Source organism: Microbacterium sp. LWH7-1.2, assembly GCF_038397755.1.
In the GTDB taxonomy this organism is placed as follows: Bacteria; Actinomycetota; Actinomycetes; order Actinomycetales; family Microbacteriaceae; genus Microbacterium.
The window spans coordinates 3,778,588-3,795,833 of the sequence record NZ_CP151637.1; the positions used below are offsets into that span (position 1 = coordinate 3,778,588).

Genomic DNA, 17,246 nt, shown 5'->3' on the forward strand with positions numbered 1-17,246 from the left:
CGGCGCCTCCACGAGCCGGTGGAATCCGAGCGGACGAGAGAGAGGCCCCGGCAGGCGGACCTGCCAGGGCCTCTTCAGCCGCAGGAGTCAGGCCCGCGGCATCCGTTCATCTCAGCCGCATGCGCGCGCCGCGTACGTGGCCGACACGGTGCCCGTCGCGTCGCCTGCGGTCACGTCCACGGAGACCTGGCCCGGAGCCACCGACACGAGGCGCGTGGAGAAGGCGTACGTCGCGGACTTGCCGGCAGCGACCGTCGCCGTCTTCGAGCCGAACGGGGTCTCGACATCGACGGCCGCCGCGACGTCGCCGGCGTTGGCGACCTTCGCGGCCAGGACGACCTTGCCCGCGACGCACCGCGTCTCGGCGCTCACGACGACGTCGACGGCAGCCTCGACCGTCACCGTCGCCTCGACCGGCATGCGCGAGGCATCCTGCGCGACGCCCGACACGGTGAACGTGCCCGGCGTGGCGTAGTCGGCCGGGTCAATCGCATTCCACTCCACGGCGACCGTCTCGCTCGAACCGTCGGCCTTCGTCAGGTTCGCCTGCGGCAGCACGGGCGCCGCGCCCGCCAGGGTCGTGACGTCCATCGCGCCGACCGAGGCCACCGCCAGGTTCGGCTGGTACGCCTCGAGCACCTTCTGGTACTCGGCCCGTGTGACCGGGATCACGGTGCCGTGACGCGGCTTGCCGCCGTCGGCGTTCTGCGGCAGGTTGCCGCGCAGCTTGGTGCCGAGCGGCTGCCACGAGTCGCCGTCGTTGATGTCGTCGGTCCCGAACGGGATGTAGTAGTTCGGTCCCTGGTGGTAGTTCGGCTGGTCGATGAACAGGAACCAGTCGAGACCGTTCACGTCTCCCTCGTTGGCCGGGAAGATGCTCGGGCCCTCACCGCTGGTGAACGTTCCGCCCGGCTCGCCGTTGGGCAGGCCCGACGCGACGCGCTCTTTCACGAGCGTCCACTCGTCCGCCGGCCCCGCTGTGCCCGGGAGCGCACCCGAGTACGTCGCGAGCAGGTCGGTCGACTTCTCCTGACGGAGGGTCATGGATGCCTCGTCCTTGGTGAAGCGGTGGTACGTGCCGTCGACGAAGGCGACGGTCGAGTCGATCAGACCGCGACCGGCTCCGCGTCGCACGTCACTCCAGATCTTCGCCTCCGAGAACGTCACGAAGTCGTCGGTCGTCGCGTACATCATGCGGTTGTACGTCACGCCGGTGCGCTGGGCGACATCGGTGGTGTCGTACAGGTTCGACGCCCAGTACACGACGAAGGTGTCGAGCTCCTCGCTCCAGAACGCCTCGGGTGCCCACGTGTTGCCGGCGAAGTCGGACGACACCTTGACGTGACGCTGCTCCGACCAGTTCACCAGGTCGTCGGACTCCCACACCTCGATGTACTTGGAACCCGAGATCTGCGCCGTGGTGAACCCGCCGGGAAGTCCCGCGACCTTGAGGTCGGTGGCGATCATGTAGAACTTGTCGCCGTGGGGCGCCCGGATGATGAACGGGTCGCGAAGGCCCTGCGTGCCCACGGTCGACGTGAACAGCGGCTCGCCGTCGTTCAGCGTGTTCCACGCCAGCGCGTCGTTGCCCTTCGACGCCGCGAGGCTCACGCGCTCCGCGCCCTGGCCTTCGCCCGTGAAGAACGTCCAGACGTACGCCTCGGTCTTGCCGGTGCCCGCCGGCATCGGCTGGATCCGGATGCTGAACTCGCGGCTTGCCGATGCGGCGCCATTGCGGGCGGTCGCCGTCAGCAGCACGTCGACCGGCTCGGCGCCGGCGGCGGGGCGCTCGACCTCGACCGTGCGCGTGTCGGCGGTGACGCCGTCGCGGATGCCGGCGAACATGGCGCCTTCGGCGGCCACGGTCCACTCGATCGTCGAGCCGTGTGCGCCGAGCGCCGGCACCGAGAAGTTGGTGCGCACGTTCTGCTGGTTCAGGATCTCGATGGCGGCGATGTCGTTCGCCACCTTCTCCTGAGCGGGGATGTCTTCCGGAACGGTCACGGTGTAGGTCGCGGTTCGCGTCTCGGCGCCCAGGGTGAAAGTCGCGGTGAGTGTGACGGTGGCGGCGCCCGAGCCGGCCTCCGGGAGGGTGACGTCGGCGGCTCCGCCCGTGAGCGCGATCGCCGGGTCGTCCGAGGTCCACGCCACGGTCGCGCCATAGGTCGACGTCGGCAGCGTGAAGTCGGCGGCCGCACTCTCGGGCACGGTGACCGAGCCGACCGCGCGGTCCAGCGCCTCGCCGCTGAAGAGGGCGCCGACCTGCGCATCGTCGAGCGCGGTGTCGTAGATGGCGAAGTCGTCGATGTCGCCGCCCCAGCTGGGGTCGTTGTACGTCGAGCGGCCGAGGCTCGCTACGAGCGACGAGCCGAACGACGCGACGTCGCGGGCGATCGCGCCCTGCCAGATGCGCGAGCCGTTGACGTAGACGCTCAGCTGTCCGTCGGTGCCGTCGATGACGGTCGTGTACAGGGCCATGCCGCTCGGGGTGCGGGCGCCGGTGGTGGCGGCGCCGGTGGCGCCGGGGCCGACCTCGGTGGTCCACGGGGAGCCGGCATTGAGCGCGTTGGTGACGACCGACTTCACATAGCCGCTCGGGTTGGTGGGGTTGAGGAGCCAGTATCCGGTCGAGAACGACGCGCCCGATGCGACGGGGGCGCCGATGAAGGCTGCGGCCGTGTTGCTCGCGCCGGTGCGGGTCGACAGCCACGTCGAGATGGTGAGATCCTTCTTGCCGACGAGCGGCGCGGTCGGGATGTCGACGTACGCGGCGGTGCCGCGCGCACCGCCGGGCAGGCGCAGGATGCCGTCGCCCACGGTGCCGCCGGACTGCTGCAGGGTGGCGTCGTGGCCGTTGCCGCTGTCGTCGGCGATCGCGGCGCCCGTGGGCGCCGTGTCGAACGTGTAGTGGATCAGTGGGTCGACGCCGATGTCGGCGTAGCCGGCCGTCGCCGGGAGGATGGCGCCGCCGAGCGCAAGAGCCACCGCGGCGGCGACCGCGGTTCCTCTCGCGGCGGCGCGTGATCGGGTGTGTGTGCGCATGGGATGGGTCTCGCTCTCGTGGCGACGACGGGCACCGGTCGCAGTCGGCTGACGTCCACGTCGAGCGGCTGAGAGTGTGCGTCGTCGCGCAGTCCGGGTGGGTTTGTTGTGTTACCGGGAACAATCCGGTGACGACAACGGTATGAGCAGGACGCGACAGTGTCAACATCGCCAATCCGCTGTTGTGGCGACCCTTGACCACTCTCGGCTGTTGTCGCTAACGTGTGGCTGTTCCCGGTAACATCCGCGATCCGAGCGGATGCCGAGACTCCGTGAAGAAGGGGACCAGCAGGACGATGTGGGCAACGGCTGGTCATCGAGACCCGCCCCACGGCGCTGACGGCCGCCATACCCCTGTGGAACATGGCGGGCCGGGCAACGCGGCGACCACGTCGCCGCATCCCGCGGCTGAAATGAATCCCCCCATGACGGTCCCCCCGGCCCCCTGCTGCGACCCCGCCCGATGAGGGGTCGCAGCGGGGATCATGCGCCGCGGATTCAGTCGACGCCAGCCGTCGGCAAGCGGTTCGAGCGCGCGTGGCTGGCAATCGTGATCCATCGATTGACGTCCGAATTGTGTTGCCGCTAACATTGCCGGCGCCGGTGCGATTCGCGAAGCCGCGGATTCCCAGGTGCAGGCTCGACGCACCACGCTCCCGAGGAATGATCAATGAAGACCAATACTCCTTCCGTCCCAACTGTTAGCGCTAACCGGCGTCGCCGGCTCGTCGCCGTGATGATCGCCGGCGCCGTCGCGATCGCGACGGTGGGCGCGGCCGCACCCGCGATGGCGGCACCCGAAGACCACCTCCACCTGAGGTATGCGCTCGACGAAACCGCCGGCACGACCGCGACAGACTCGTCGGGTCACGGACGAAACGGCATCATCAGCGGCGGCGCGGTGCTGACCGGAGGAGAAGGGGTCGCATTCGACGGCGCGAACGACCACGTCAAGCTGCCCGACAATGTGCTCGCCGGTCTCGCCTCGATCACCGTCTCGACCGAGGTCCTCATCAAGCCGGCGCAGATCACGCCATACATGATCTGGGCGCTCGGCAACACGAACACCTCGGGGGTGGGGGACGGCTACCTCTTCGCGAGCGGCAACGCATACCGCGCGGCGATCGCCACCGGCAACTGGACGACCGAGCAGGGCGTCACCAGCGGCAGCAACCTCGAGCGCGGAGTTTGGAAAACCCTCACCTACACGCTCGATGACGCGAGCAACACCGCGACGCTCTACCTCGACGGCGTCCAGGTCGCGCAGAACCCGAACGTCACCCTTACGCCCGGGCAGATCGGCTCGGGCGTCACCACGGCGAACTACATCGGCCGCTCGGTGTACAGCGCCGACAAGTACCTGCTCGGAAACGTCCGCGACTTCCGCATCTACGACGCCGCTCTCACTCCCGCGGAGGTCGCCGGTCTCGTGCCTTCCGACGCCGTCCGCGTGCAGCGCGACTCCGCGGCGCTCAACCTCGGCGACACCGGTGCCGTCGCCGCGAACCTGGCTCTTCCCGCGACGGCGCCCAACGGCTCGACGGTCGCGTGGGCGACGAGCGACGCCGCCGTCGTCACCGCTGCCGGTGCCGTCACCCGGCCCGGCGCCGGCCACCCCGACGCGACCGCGACCCTGACCGCGACGATCACGCGGGGCTCGGCATCCGCCACCCGCGACTTCTCCGTGACCGTGCTCGCCCAGCCCGGCGCCGCGGAGCAGGCGCAGGCCGACCTCGATGCGATCGCGATCCCGAACGCGTCCGACGTGCGCGGCAACATCACCCTCCCGGCGACGGGCTCGGTCAACGGCTCGGCGATCACGTGGTCGGCCTCGCCCGCGGGCACGATCACGACCACCACCCAGGGTGGCAAAGCTCCCGGCGTGGTCACGCGCGGCGCCGCCGACACCGCGGTGACCCTCACGGCCACGGTGTCCGGCACGACCGCGAGCCGCAGCATCCCGGTCACCGTCAAGGCGGCGCCAGCCGGACTCGACACCGACTACTCGGCCGGCTACCTCTGGACCCACTTCGCGACCTCAGGGGGCTACGAGAAGATCTTCTACGGCCACAGCGACGACGGCCTGCACTGGTCGAAGCTCAACGACAACCAGCCGATCCTCGCGAACCTCGCCGGCGACCTCGGCGTGCGCGACCCGCACCTCGTCCGCTCCCCGGAGGGCGACAAGTACTGGATCATCGGCACCGATCTGCATGCAGAGGGCGGCGGACCCGGCGGCTCGGGATGGAATCGGCTCACCGCGAGCCAGAACATCGTGGTGTGGGAGTCGACCGACCTCGTGAACTGGAGCGATCAGCGCATCGTCTTCGCCGGCTTCGACCAGGCCGGCTGCGTGTGGGCGCCGGAGGCGGTCTACAACGAGGCGACGGGCGAGTACTACGTGTACTGGTCGGCCCGTGACAAGACCGACAACGGCACGAACGACTGGGCGCTGCGCGTCTATCTCACCAAGACGCGCGACTTCACGACGTTCACCGAGCCCGAGATCTGGCTCTCGCTGAACGCCAAGGGCGACGGCGCGACCGGTCCGAACATCATCGACTCGACGATCGCGAGGGAGGGCGACACCTACTACCGCTTCTCGACGTCGGACTGGCACACGGTCGTCGACACGGCGACGAGCCTCGATGGACCATGGACGCGCGTGATCGACCGCGGTGAGGCATCCGCCCACGGCCTTCGCGCCTCCATGGAGGGTCTCACCGTCTACCCGCTCCCCGACGGCCGCTGGGGTGTCATGGGCGACCAGGGCGGGTACTACGGGCACACCGCCGACACACTGGCGAGCCTGCAGTTCACGCAGCTGAGCAGCGGGTCCGGGGCGAACCAGTACTCGTTCGACCAGACGTTTCGCCACGGCTCGGTGCTGCGCTTGTCAGCCGCCGAGGAGGACCGCCTGCTCGCCGCGTACGGCGACGAGCCGCCCGTCGACCCGGAGGAGCCGCAGCAGGACCCGATCGCGCGTTACACCTTCGACGGCTCGCTCGCCGACTCGGTGGGTGACGCCGACCTCACCGCGAGCGGCACCGCGGCGATCGCGACCGACGCGACCAAGGGCCAGGCGCTCAAGCTCGACGGCACCGCGAACGGCTTCGCATCGTTCCCGACCGGGTTCTTCGACGGCCGCAGCACCATGACGGTGTCGATGGACATCAAGAGCGAGAAATCGAGCGGCAACTTCTTCACCTTCGCGTTCGGCCAGGACTCGACGAAGTACTACTTCCTGCGCACCCGCGGCGCCGACGTGCGCAGCGCCATCACACAGGGCTCGTTCTCGACCGAGTCGGCGGTCACCGGGACCGTCACCAGCGGTGCCTGGCACCACTACGACATCGTCTTCGACGGCAACACCATGGCGGTGTACGCCGACGGCGCGAAGCTCGGCGAGAACACCGCGCTGAACACCACGGTCGCCGACCTCGGCAGCGCCCTCAAGGGCTACCTGGGCAAGTCGTTCTACGCGCCCGACGGGTACTTCCAGGGCTGGTTCGACAACATCGAGGTGTACAACCGGGCACTGTCGTCGGCCGAGGTGCTGAAGAAGTCGGGCGCCACCGACCAGCTCGTCGACGTGTCGTTGACGGATGCCTCGGACCTCAAGCTCGCCCCGATCGTCACCGCGTCGGCGCACAAGGCGATCCTCCCGGTCGTCAAGGGCACCGACCTCACGCAACTCGCACCGACCTTCCAGGCCGCGGACGGCGTCACGGTGTCGCCCGCCTCGGGCACGACCGTCGACCTCAGCGAGCCTGTCACCTACACGCTGACGGCGCCGGATGGCGCGACCACGGCGTGGACCATCGAGGCGCAGGTCATGAAGAGCCCGGTGCTTCCCGGCCTGTACGCCGATCCGAACATCGCGGTGTTCGGCGACACGTACTACATCTACGCGACGAGCGACGGCCTCCCGGGCTGGGGCGGCAAGACGTTCTACTCGTGGAAGTCGAAGAACCTCGTCGACTGGGAGCGTTCGGAGCAGCCCTTCCTCACCCTCGACGGCGCGAACGGCAACGTGCCGTGGGCGACGGGCAACGCGTGGGCGCCGACGATCATCGAGCGGGGCGCCAAGTACTACTTCTACTTCTCGGGCCACAACCCGACCTACAACCGCAAGACGATCGGCGTCGCGGTGGCCGACAGTCCCGAGGGTCCGTTCATCGCGCAGCCGACGGCGATGATCACCAACGGCGAGTCGGTCAAGACGAATCAGGCGATCGACCCGGCGGCGTTCCACGACCCGGTGACCGGCAAGTGGTACCTGTACTGGGGCAACGGCACCCCGGTGTTCGGTGAGCTGAGCGACGACATGCTGTCGATCAAGGCGGGCACGATCAAGACGATCAGCGGCCTGACCTCGTTCCGCGAGGGATCGTTCATGAACTACCGCGACGGCCTGTACCACCTGACCTACTCGATCGACGACACCGGCTCCGAGAACTACCGCGTCGGCTACGCCACGTCGACGAGTGCCGAGGGTCCGTGGACCTACCGAGGCGTCATCCTGCAGAAGGACCTGTCGCTGGGTATCAAGGCGACCGGCCACAGCTCGATCATCAACGTGCCCGGCACGGACGACTGGTACATCGCCTATCACCGCTTCGCGATGCCCGACGGCAACGGCACGAACCGCGAGACGACGATCGACAAGCTCGAGATCGGGGCCGACGGCCTGTTCCAGACGGTGACTCCGACGCTCACGAGCGTCGAGCCGCAGGAGGTTCCGCCTGCGCTCGAGGTCTCGGCCGTCGCGACGTCGCGCTGCGTCGCCGGCAAGGCGGTGCTGGTGGTCACGGCGACAAACCCCTCCGACATCGCGGCCGACGTCGTGATCACCACGGGATACGGGTCGAAGTCGGTGTCCGGACTGGCCCCCGGCAAGAGCGTCTCCGCCTCCTCCAGCACGCGGATGGCGACGCTTCCGGCCGACGAGGCGACGGTGACCGCCACCGCGACGATCGGCGGCGAGCCGGTGACGGTCTCGGTCGACGCCCCGTACACGACCAGAACGTGCGGGTGAGCGGATGCCGCGGGCCGCGGCATCCGTGAACCCCTCCCTGTCTTGAGACCTCGCAACACCGGCGACCGACTTCCGCGGTCGCGAAAGGAACGCCGCAATGAAGACCCACAGTGCAGTGGCAGGCATGAGAAAGGGTGTCGGGCTCGCGCTCGCCGCCTCGCTCGCGGCGGGGGCGCTCGCGTTCGCGGGCGCCGCGCCCCGGGCCCACGCGGCCGAGATCTCGATCGAATCATCGAAGGTGCTCGACCTCGCGTTCGACGGCTCCCTGGCTGACACCAGCAGCAACGCGGCCGCCGTGGCGATGCAGAAGGGCACCGAGGCGTACGGCACCGGGATCAACGGGCAGGCGTTCCACTTCGACGGCACGAGGGCGATCCGGCTCGGCACCGCCTCGAACCTTCAGCCCGCCGACCTCACGGTGTCGTTCTGGTTCAAGCCGAGTGCCACGATGAGCGGCGAGCAGGTGTTCGCGTGGAGCAAGGTCGCGTACAACTCCGACGGGTGGTACCTCACCTCCGAGAGCAACACGTCGCCGCTGGTGCTGTCGATCGGGCCGTCGACAGGACAGCCGTACAAGGTCGCCGTGGACGCCGCGCGCGCCGACTTCTTTCCTGCGGGGCAGTGGACGCATGTCGTCGCGACCTACGACAAGGCCACCAAGCAGGTGTACTTCTACCGCAACGGCGAGCGCCAGATCTCGACCGTGAAGTACCCTGCGGCGGGGACGGCGACGGGCGTGCTCGGATCGGAGAGCACCTCGGTGAAGACCCTCGGCTACAACGGACCCCTGTACAACGGTGCGCACGCCAATGGACTGCTCGACGACTACACCCTTTACAACGGCGTGGCGACGATCTCTGACGTGGTCACGCTGACGCAGCGCAACACCCCGGCATTCGACCCCGCGACGGTCGCGGAGAGGGCGGCCGCCGCGATCACCGTGCAGAGCACAGCATCCGTCGACTTCGCGCTGCCCGTCACCGCGATCAACGGCACCGTCATCTCCTGGAGCTCGTCCGACAGCGAAGTGCTGGCGGTCGACGGCGGCCTGGCCACGGTCGCGCGGCCGGCCGAGGCCGACGCGACCGTGACGCTCACCGCCGCCGCGACCTACGGCGGCAGCGCACCGGCCACCAGGACGTTCCAGGTCACCGTGCCGAAGGCCGGGACATCCGCGTCGATCTATCTGAAGGAGACCGATTTGAGTGACGTGCTGCTCGAGGACCCGTACCTCGTCAACGGCAATCAGAAGATGGTCGACTATCTGCTCAGCCTCGACCCCGAGCGCTTCCTCTACTCCTTCTATACGCAGGCGGGGCTGTCCACGACGGCCCAGCCGTACGGCGGCTGGGAGCGCACGAGCGGCACCCGCTTCCAGGGGCACTTCTTCGGCCACTACATCTCGGCGCTGTCGCAGGCATACGCGACGGAAGACGATGCTGCGACGAAGGCCGCGCTGCTGGACAAGCTCACCACGGCCGTGGATGGGCTGGCCGGCGCCCAGACCGCGTACGCCGCGAAGGACCCGACCAACGCCGGCTACGTCTCGCCGTTCCCGACGAGCGTGCTGCCCAGCGGCGGCGGCGGACTGCTCGTGCCGTTCTACAACCTGCACAAAGTGCTCGCCGGCCTGCTCGACGCTCACCAGCAGGCGCCCGCCGCACTCGCCGACGAGGCCCTGAGCGTCGCGAGCGGATTCGGCACCTGGGTACGCGATTGGGCGGCGCGTCAGTCCAATCCGGCGAGCATCCCAAGTACCGAGTACGGCGGCATGAACGAGGCTCTCTACGAGCTGTACTCGATCACCGAGGACCCGGCGCACAAACGCGCGGCGGAGTACTTCGACGAGGTGACGCTGTTCCAGCAGCTCGCGGCGGGCCAGGACGTCCTCGACGGCAAGCACGCCAACACGACGATTCCGAAGCTCATCGGGGCGCTCACGCGCTACACCGTCTTCACCGACAACCCGCACCTCTACGCGACGCTGACGGACGCCGAGAAGAGCGGTCTGGAGATGTACCGCGCCGCGGCCGCCAACTTCTGGCAGATCGTGGTCGACGACCACACCTACGCCAACGGGGGCAACAGCCAGTCGGAGCACTTCCATGGCGCGAACGAGCTGTACGAGCACGCGACGAACGGCCGGACGACGGGGTACGGCGAGAACTCGACCTCCGAGATCTGCAACGAGTACAACATGCTCAAGCTGACCAGGGCGCTGTTCCAGGTGCAGCCGGACGTCAAGTACGCCGACTTCTACGAGCACGCGTACATCAACGCGATCCTCGCGCAGCAGAACCCCGACACCGGCATGATGACGTACTTCCAGCCGATGGCCGCCGGGTACGCCAAGGTGTTCGGACGGGAGACCGACGAGTTCTGGTGCGACCACGGCACAGCGACCGAGAGCTTCACCAAGCTCGGCGACTCGATCTACTTCCGAAAGGGATCGACGGTCTACGTCAACATGTTCCGCTCGTCGGTGTACACCTCCGAGGAGCAGAATCTGAGGCTGACGCAGACCGCGAATGTGCCGGCCGACGACACCGTGACCTACAGTGTCGACTCGCTCGACGGAGGGGCGCTGGCAGACGGCACGACGCTGCGGCTCCGGGTTCCCGGGTGGATCGCCGGCTCGGCGTCGCTCTCGATCAACGGCGTGGCGCAGGATGTCGCGGCACTCGAGGCCGACGGCTATCTCGTCGTGGGGGTCTCGGACGGCGACCAGCTCACCTACACCGTTCCGGCAGAGGTGCGCGTGAACGACGACAGCGAGAACCCCGACTGGGTCGCGTTCACCTATGGCCCGGTTCTCTGGCGACCGAACTCAACCGCGACAACGTGGATGCGACCTACACGGCGGGCGTACTCGTGCGGATGAGCGTCGCCGACAAGACCGTCAGCAACGACGTCGTCGTGCCGGACTCCGAGGCGTTCAAGACCGAGATCGCCTCACACCTCGTCCGCATCGAGGACGGCGTGAACGCCAACGGCGACGAGACCATGCGGTTCAAGCTCCAGGGCACCGACAGCGCATCCGCGGCGCTCACGTTCGAGCCCTGGTACAGCCTCTACAACGCGCGGTACGCGATCTACATGAACCTCGTGGAACCGGATTCCGCACAGGCGCAGGCGCTCATCCTCCAGGGGAAGCAGCAGCTGCGCGTGGACGAGACGACGATCGACTCGCTGACATCGTTCGACAACAACAACAGCGAGGCCGACAAGAACTACGCGTTCAGCAATTCGACCGTCGGCGTGTTCAGCGGTCAGAGCTTCCGGCACGCTCCGGCGGCGACGGGTGCGTTCTTCCAGTACGACATGGTCGTCGACCCGTCGCAGCCGACGAACTACCTCGGTGTGCGCTACTACGGCGGAGACAACGGCCGGACGTTCGACGTCTACCTGAACGACGTGCTGCTGAAGCACGAACGGATCACGAATGCCGCCGGATCGACGGCGTTCTACATCCAGTACGACGAGATCCCCCGCGCCGTGCTCGACGGCATCGCGGCGAACGACAGCTACAAACGGGATCAGAACGGTGCGTACGTCCTCGACGAGAACGGCGACAAGATCCCGGTCGTCACTGTGCGGTTCCAGAGCAACGGCACGAGCTTCGTGGGCGGGGTGTTCGGCGTCTACACGTCGGTCGCGAACGCCCACGGGACGGATGCCGACCTCTCGGGTCTCTCGTTCGAGGACGGCGAGCTGGCGCCGGCGCTCGAGGAGGGCGTGTACGCCTACACGGCGACGGTTCCGGCGGACGCGACGACGGCGACGTTCGACGCTGACCCGGCAGTGCCGAGCGGCCTGGTCTACGTGGGCGACGTGCTGATCGACGACGCGCTCCCGCGCACCGTGACGCTCGCCGAGGGCAACGCACCGACGGTGCTGACGTTGAAGGCGAAGGCGCAGGACCACACCACCACCGCGACGTACACGATCGAGATCGTGCGCGCGGAGCCGGCCGCCGAGCTCGATGTCACGGCGACCGCGACGACCCGCTGCGCGGCGGGCAAGGTGACGCTCGTGGTGCAGGCGCGCAACGGCGGCGAGGTGCCCGTCGCCCTCGATGTGCGCACGCTGTACGGTGCCAAGCAGCTGGCGGCCCTCGGGGCAGGCAAGAGCGCCTCCTATGCGTTCTCCACGCGTCTGCCTCAGGTGCCCGCGGGCACGGCCTCGGTCGTGGCGACGGCATCCGTCGGCGGTGAGGACGTGTCGCTGACCGTCCCGGTCGAGTACTCCTCGGCGGCCTGCAACTGAACTCCCGGGGGATGGCTGCGACACATCATCCCCCGGGTCACCAATGCGGATGTGTTGGCTCGGATCTCTTGTTCTCGCTAACAGTTCCCGCTAACATCGAACTGCCCGCAGACAAAATGCCGCCCGATGGGTGCGCGAACGAGTTCGAAGGCGAGCGAGGGTGGACGGATCAGCCCGGGATCTCTCCATCGCCGACGACCCCGTGCGCAGCATCCTGACTCGAACCCGACGCGCGGCCGGCCGTCTCGAGCGGCGAACCCACCCGACGATCGGATAGTCCGACCGGAGGCACGTCGGGCGGCGCAGCTGCCGCCCGTGAAGAACGGAGAAATCAATGAAGATGAGCAAGCGGAGCATCGTCACGCGTGCCGCCATCGGCACCGTCGGCGGTTTGATGCTGATCGGCGTCGCCGGCGCCGCGCTGGCCGACCCGCTCGAGGATGACGACGTCGCTGTCAACGTCGAGATCGCGCCGCAGGAGCCCGTGGGGGCCCTCACGCTGACCGTCGCGCAGACCTCCACGGCGCTCACGGAGGGTGCCGCCGAGACCGACGGCACCCGCGTGTTCAACGGCACCCTGCCCACCGTGACCGTGACGGACGACCGCGCCGACGTGCCGACGGGCGTCTACTGGTACGTGACCGGCCAGGCATCGGACTTCACCGGCGCCAGCGATGAGCTCACGGCTGGAAACCTCGGCTGGACCCCGGCGCTGCTGACCGCCGAGGGCAACGGCGAGGTGACGGAAGGCGAGCCGGTCGACACCGTCCTCGACGAGACGCCGGACTCGGTCGGCCTCGTGGGCGAGGAACTGCTCGCCCTCGCTCTGGACTCGGGGGAGGCGGCGACCGTCGGAACCTGGCAGGCGAACGCCGGCCTGGTTCTCAAGGCGCCCGCCGGCGTCACGCCGGGCAGCTACTCCTCGACGGTCACGCTGACGCTGTGGGAAGACGCCATCCAGTGATCGCGCGCGACTGATTCGTGTTGAATCGGATCGGGGCCGCGGCGCGCGGCCCCGATCCTGACGTTTGGACCTGCCGTGCTGCACCTGACCTCTCGCACTCGGCGCCGGACGCGCGCCGGCGCCCTGCTCGCCGTTGCCGCGTTCGCTCTGCTCGGCGCCTTCGGGGCGACTCCCGCGCTCGCGGCGGCCGACGATGTCGACGCGCCCGAGATCCGTTGGTCGGTGACGCCGGCGGACGAGTCCGGACCGGACGGCCGCACGGCGGTCGAGCACACCCTGGATCCCGGGGAGACCGTCGACGACCACATCGCGGTGCGCAATGCCAGCCAGGAAGACATCACCTTCAGCCTGACCGCCGCGGACGGCTTCTTCACGCGGAACGGTCGCTTCGACATCCTCGCCACGGGTGAGGAGTCGGTGGCGGCCGGCACCTGGGTCGAGATCGCCGAGTCGGTGTCGGTGCCGGCGGGGGCGACCGTGGTCGTGCCGTTCGCGATCCACGTGCCCGAGCGGGTCGAGCCCGGCGATCATGCCGCCGGGATCACGGCATCCGTCCTGTCGATCCAGTCCTCCGAGGACGGAGCTGCCGTCGGCGTCGAGAGCCGGGTCGGCGTGCGCGTCCTCAGCCGGGTCACCGGCGAGATCACCCCCTCTGCGAAGGTGGAGTCGCCGACAGGCCAGTTCGCCGCGTCGTGGAACCCGTTCCGTCCCGGCGAGATCACCGTGACCTTCGACGTCGTGAACGACGGGAACACACGCCTGCTCGCCCAGGGTGCCGTCGACGCAGGGGGGCAGAGCACGGCCTTCCCGGCGGCCGACGAGAACCCCCAGGAACTCCTCCCCGGCGACACGCGTCCCTTCACCGTGATCGTCGACGACGTCTGGCCCCTGTTCCTCGTGCCCACGACCGTCACGCTCGGCGCGGAGGCGCTGACGATCGACGGCTCCACGCCTGCGTTCGTACCGGTCACGGCCCAGGTCACGGTGTGGGCCGTGCCGTGGCCGCAACTGTTGCTGGTCCTCGGCATCGTGCTCGTCGTGGGGGCTGTCGTATGGGGCCGGATCCGCTCACGGCGTAGGGTCAGGTCCATGATCGAAGAGGCGCGGGAGGCCGGGCGTCGCGAAGGGCCCCAGGCGAGGGCCCAATGAGCGGCCGGACGCGCCGTGACGCCTCCGGCGCTCGCTGGTGCGCCTCGGTGACGGCTCTCGCGGTCTCGGGGGCGCTCGTCCTCGCTCCCACGGCCGCCTCCGCCGCCGACCGCGACGATGACGGCAGCGCGGCCGGCGTCACCGTCTCGGTTGTGATCGCACCGCTCTCGACGTGCCCCGCTGTCGGTGAGCGCCCAAGGAACAAGCCGCTCAAAGGGGGGAACTGCTCGGAGGACAAGCCACCGCGGGGCCCGAAGGGTGGTCGCCCGAAGGGTGGGTCGCCCGAACAGAAACGCGGCGCCCCGGCGTGTACATCTGGCGCGTCGCGCCTCTCCGAAGCCGATCCGTGCCCCACGTCGGCTAGAATTGACGTTAGCGCTAACTTCAAATAGCCGTGGAGAGTTGCGCATCTGTCGCGACCACGTGCCACGGTCCACCTTGAGACCGCGACACCCCAAGCGAATCCGAACGAGGTGACGGATCATGTCCGAACAGGCGACGCGCGGGTGGCAGCGCCCGAGCATCTACGACGTCGCGAAGCACGCCGGTGTCTCGCACATGACCGTCTCCCGGGTGCTGAACGGGCACCCCAACATCCGCGAGTCCACGCGCGAGCGCGTGTTGCAGGCGATCGACGAGATGAACTACACGCGCAGCTCGATCGCGCGGGCCCTCGCCACCCGGCGGGCGATGCGCATCGGCGTGCTCGTCGACGGGCCGGTGCAGTTCGGCCCCAACAGCACGCTGCGCGCGCTCGAGAGTGCGGCGCGCGACGTCGGCTACTCCGTGAGCGCCTTCTCGATCTCCGACGACGAGGACTCCCAGATGGACGACGGAGTCGTCGAACTCGTCACACAGGGTGTCGACGCACTGTGCGTCATCGCGCCCCGTGCCTCGTCGCTCGATCTCCTCCGCCAACAGAGCACCGGCCTGCCGACCATCGTGATCAAGGCCGAGCAGGACGCCGTGTGGCACACGGTTGCGGTCGACCAGCGCGCAGGGGCCACTCTGGCCGTGACGCACCTGATCGAGCTCGGACACCGCTCGATCGCTCACCTCGCCGGACCGCTCGAATGGTACGACGCGCGCGAGCGCGACGGCGGCTGGCGCGACGCGCTGGCGCTCGCTTGCTTGCCCATCCCGCCCTCGGTCGCCGGCGACTGGACGTCGGACTACGGCTATGAGTACGGACGCGGACTGGACGTGAGCGAGGTCACCGCAGTGTTCGCCGCAAACGATCAGATGGCGCTCGGTCTCATTCACGGGCTGGCCGACCGAGGGCTCAGCGTCCCCGGCGACATCAGCGTCGTCGGCTTCGACGACCTCCCCGACGCGCGGCATTTCCTACCGCCCCTGACGACCGTGCGCCAGGACTTCGCCGCCCTCGGCGAACTCGCGCTCAAGCAGATCGTCGCGGCGATCGAGGGCGACGAGGCCGTGCACCACGACATGATCGAGCCGCGACTGGTCCTGCGGTCGTCGACTTCCCGCCCGCGTTCCTGATCGCTGAGCGGTGCCCGGGGCCCCTTCCGCTCGGGCACTGGGATGTTCGCGGTAACGGCAACATAACGAATATCGGATCCGGACTTGCGCTCGGCCTTTGTTAGCGCGCACAATGGATCCCGCACACACCCGAGGATGTCCCCTGGGGGACACGGACTTCCCGTGCACGAAGAGCGTCACGGGTCTCAAGGAGGAGAAATGGCACACAGCAAGCGGATGCTCGGAATCGTCGGCTTCATCGGTGCAGGCGCCCTGGCGCTTGGTCTGGCAGGCTGCGCGGGCGGCGGCGCGGACGCCGGCGACAGCGGCGACAACGGCAGCGACCTCACCACGGTCGGATTCGTGGCCGTCGGTCCCGAGGGCGGGTGGCGCGACGCCAACGAGCAGGCCATCAAGGACGCGTTCACGGAGGAGGCGGGCTTCGACCTGAAGTACGCCCCCGCCTCGAGCCCGACCGATCAGAAGTCGCAGCTCGACGCGTTCTCGACGTTCGTGAACGACGAGGTCGACGTGATCCTCCTCACCGCGACCGAGGCATCGGGCTGGGAGGACTCGCTCGAGCTCGCCCAGGAGGCCGAGATTCCCGTCATCCTTCTCGACCGCGGTGTCGACGCGAGCGACGACCTCTACGTCACGCGCATCGCCCCCGACAACGTGGCCGTCGCGGCCACCGTCGGTGACTGGGCCCTCGAGACCTACCCTGAGGGCGCGAACTACTACACCCTCGAGGGCGTTCCCGGCCTCTCGGTCGTGAACGAGCGCAACGAGGGCTTCGAGGCGGCAATCTCGGGTGCTGACGGCTGGAACAAGATCGGCGCGCAGACCGCCAACTGGACCGCCGACGAGGGCAAGTCGGTCATCGAGACCGTCCTCAAGGAGAACCCCGACCTGCAGTTCATCTTCGCCCAGAACGACGAGATGGGCATCGGCGCCGCCGCCGCCGTGACTGCAGCCGGCCTGGTCCCGGGTACCGACGTCAAGATCGCCACGATCGACGGCACCACGCCCGCCCTCGAGGCGCTCGCCGCCGGTGAACTGAGCTTCGTCGCCCAGTACAACCCCTTCTTCGGCGACCTCGCCGTGGACGCGGTCAACGACGCCCTCGCGGGCAACGACGTCGAGAAGACGATCATCGTCCCGGGCGAGACCTTCGACTCGCCGGAGGCCGCTCAGGCCGCGATCGACGCGGGCAAGGGCTTCTGATCCGACGCAGCGTCGGCTAGGACAAGAACAATGCGAGCGGGGGTGGCCGTTCTCGGCGGCCCCCGCTCGTGCCTGTCTTCG

The 17,246-nt window shown here is 68.7% G+C and carries 8 protein-coding genes; 7 read left to right on the plus strand and 1 reads right to left on the minus strand.

What is annotated here, in order from left to right:
- Positions 1 to 111: 111 nt before the first annotated feature.
- Positions 112 to 3,042 (minus strand): immunoglobulin-like domain-containing protein, encoded by a 2,931-nt coding sequence (locus MRBLWH7_RS17515; protein WP_341996811.1) that lies wholly within the window; start codon positions 3,040 to 3,042, stop codon positions 112 to 114.
- A gap of 736 nt (positions 3,043 to 3,778) precedes the next feature.
- On the opposite strand from MRBLWH7_RS17515, the gene MRBLWH7_RS17520 reads away from it, so the two are divergent.
- The 7 genes from MRBLWH7_RS17520 (at position 3,779) to MRBLWH7_RS17550 (ending at position 17,165) form a co-directional block, all read left to right on the plus strand.
- Complete coding sequence (locus MRBLWH7_RS17520; protein ID WP_342002122.1) at positions 3,779 to 8,080, plus strand: family 43 glycosylhydrolase; 4,302 nt, start codon at positions 3,779 to 3,781, stop codon at positions 8,078 to 8,080.
- A gap of 97 nt (positions 8,081 to 8,177) precedes the next feature.
- The gene (locus MRBLWH7_RS17525; protein ID WP_341996813.1) at positions 8,178 to 10,961 is read left to right on the plus strand and encodes a beta-L-arabinofuranosidase domain-containing protein; all 2,784 of its coding nucleotides are present in this window, start codon (positions 8,178 to 8,180) and stop codon (positions 10,959 to 10,961) included.
- A complete protein-coding gene (locus tag MRBLWH7_RS17530; protein WP_341996815.1) occupies positions 10,922 to 12,346 on the plus strand; it encodes a DUF6805 domain-containing protein in 1,425 nt (474 codons plus the stop codon). The genes MRBLWH7_RS17525 and MRBLWH7_RS17530 overlap by 40 nt, the downstream gene beginning before the upstream one ends.
- A gap of 334 nt (positions 12,347 to 12,680) precedes the next feature.
- Positions 12,681 to 13,310, plus strand: coding sequence for a hypothetical protein (locus MRBLWH7_RS17535; RefSeq protein ID WP_341996817.1), 630 nt, complete (start codon positions 12,681 to 12,683; stop codon positions 13,308 to 13,310).
- 75 nt (positions 13,311 to 13,385) lie between these two features.
- Positions 13,386 to 14,459, plus strand: a complete 1,074-nt coding sequence (locus tag MRBLWH7_RS17540; protein ID WP_341996818.1) for a DUF916 domain-containing protein — start codon at positions 13,386 to 13,388, stop codon at positions 14,457 to 14,459.
- A gap of 483 nt (positions 14,460 to 14,942) precedes the next feature.
- Complete coding sequence (locus tag MRBLWH7_RS17545) at positions 14,943 to 15,962, plus strand: LacI family DNA-binding transcriptional regulator (RefSeq protein ID WP_341996821.1); 1,020 nt, start codon at positions 14,943 to 14,945, stop codon at positions 15,960 to 15,962.
- 198 nt (positions 15,963 to 16,160) lie between these two features.
- The gene (locus MRBLWH7_RS17550) at positions 16,161 to 17,165 is read left to right on the plus strand and encodes a substrate-binding domain-containing protein (protein ID WP_341996822.1); all 1,005 of its coding nucleotides are present in this window, start codon (positions 16,161 to 16,163) and stop codon (positions 17,163 to 17,165) included.
- Positions 17,166 to 17,246: the final 81 nt, after the last annotated feature.

Bases quoted from the DNA above. Each gene is read 5' to 3' on its own strand.
- MRBLWH7_RS17515 (WP_341996811.1), bottom strand. From the start codon at position 3,042: ATGCGCACACACACCCGATCACGCGCCGCCGCGAGAGGAACCGCGGTC.
- MRBLWH7_RS17550 (WP_341996822.1), top strand. From the start codon at position 16,161: ATGGCACACAGCAAGCGGATGCTCGGAATCGTCGGCTTCATCGGTGCA.
- MRBLWH7_RS17545 (WP_341996821.1), top strand. From the start codon at position 14,943: ATGTCCGAACAGGCGACGCGCGGGTGGCAGCGCCCGAGCATCTACGAC.
- MRBLWH7_RS17525 (WP_341996813.1), top strand. From the start codon at position 8,178: ATGAAGACCCACAGTGCAGTGGCAGGCATGAGAAAGGGTGTCGGGCTC.
- MRBLWH7_RS17535 (WP_341996817.1), top strand. From the start codon at position 12,681: ATGAAGATGAGCAAGCGGAGCATCGTCACGCGTGCCGCCATCGGCACC.
- MRBLWH7_RS17520 (WP_342002122.1), top strand. From the start codon at position 3,779: ATGATCGCCGGCGCCGTCGCGATCGCGACGGTGGGCGCGGCCGCACCC.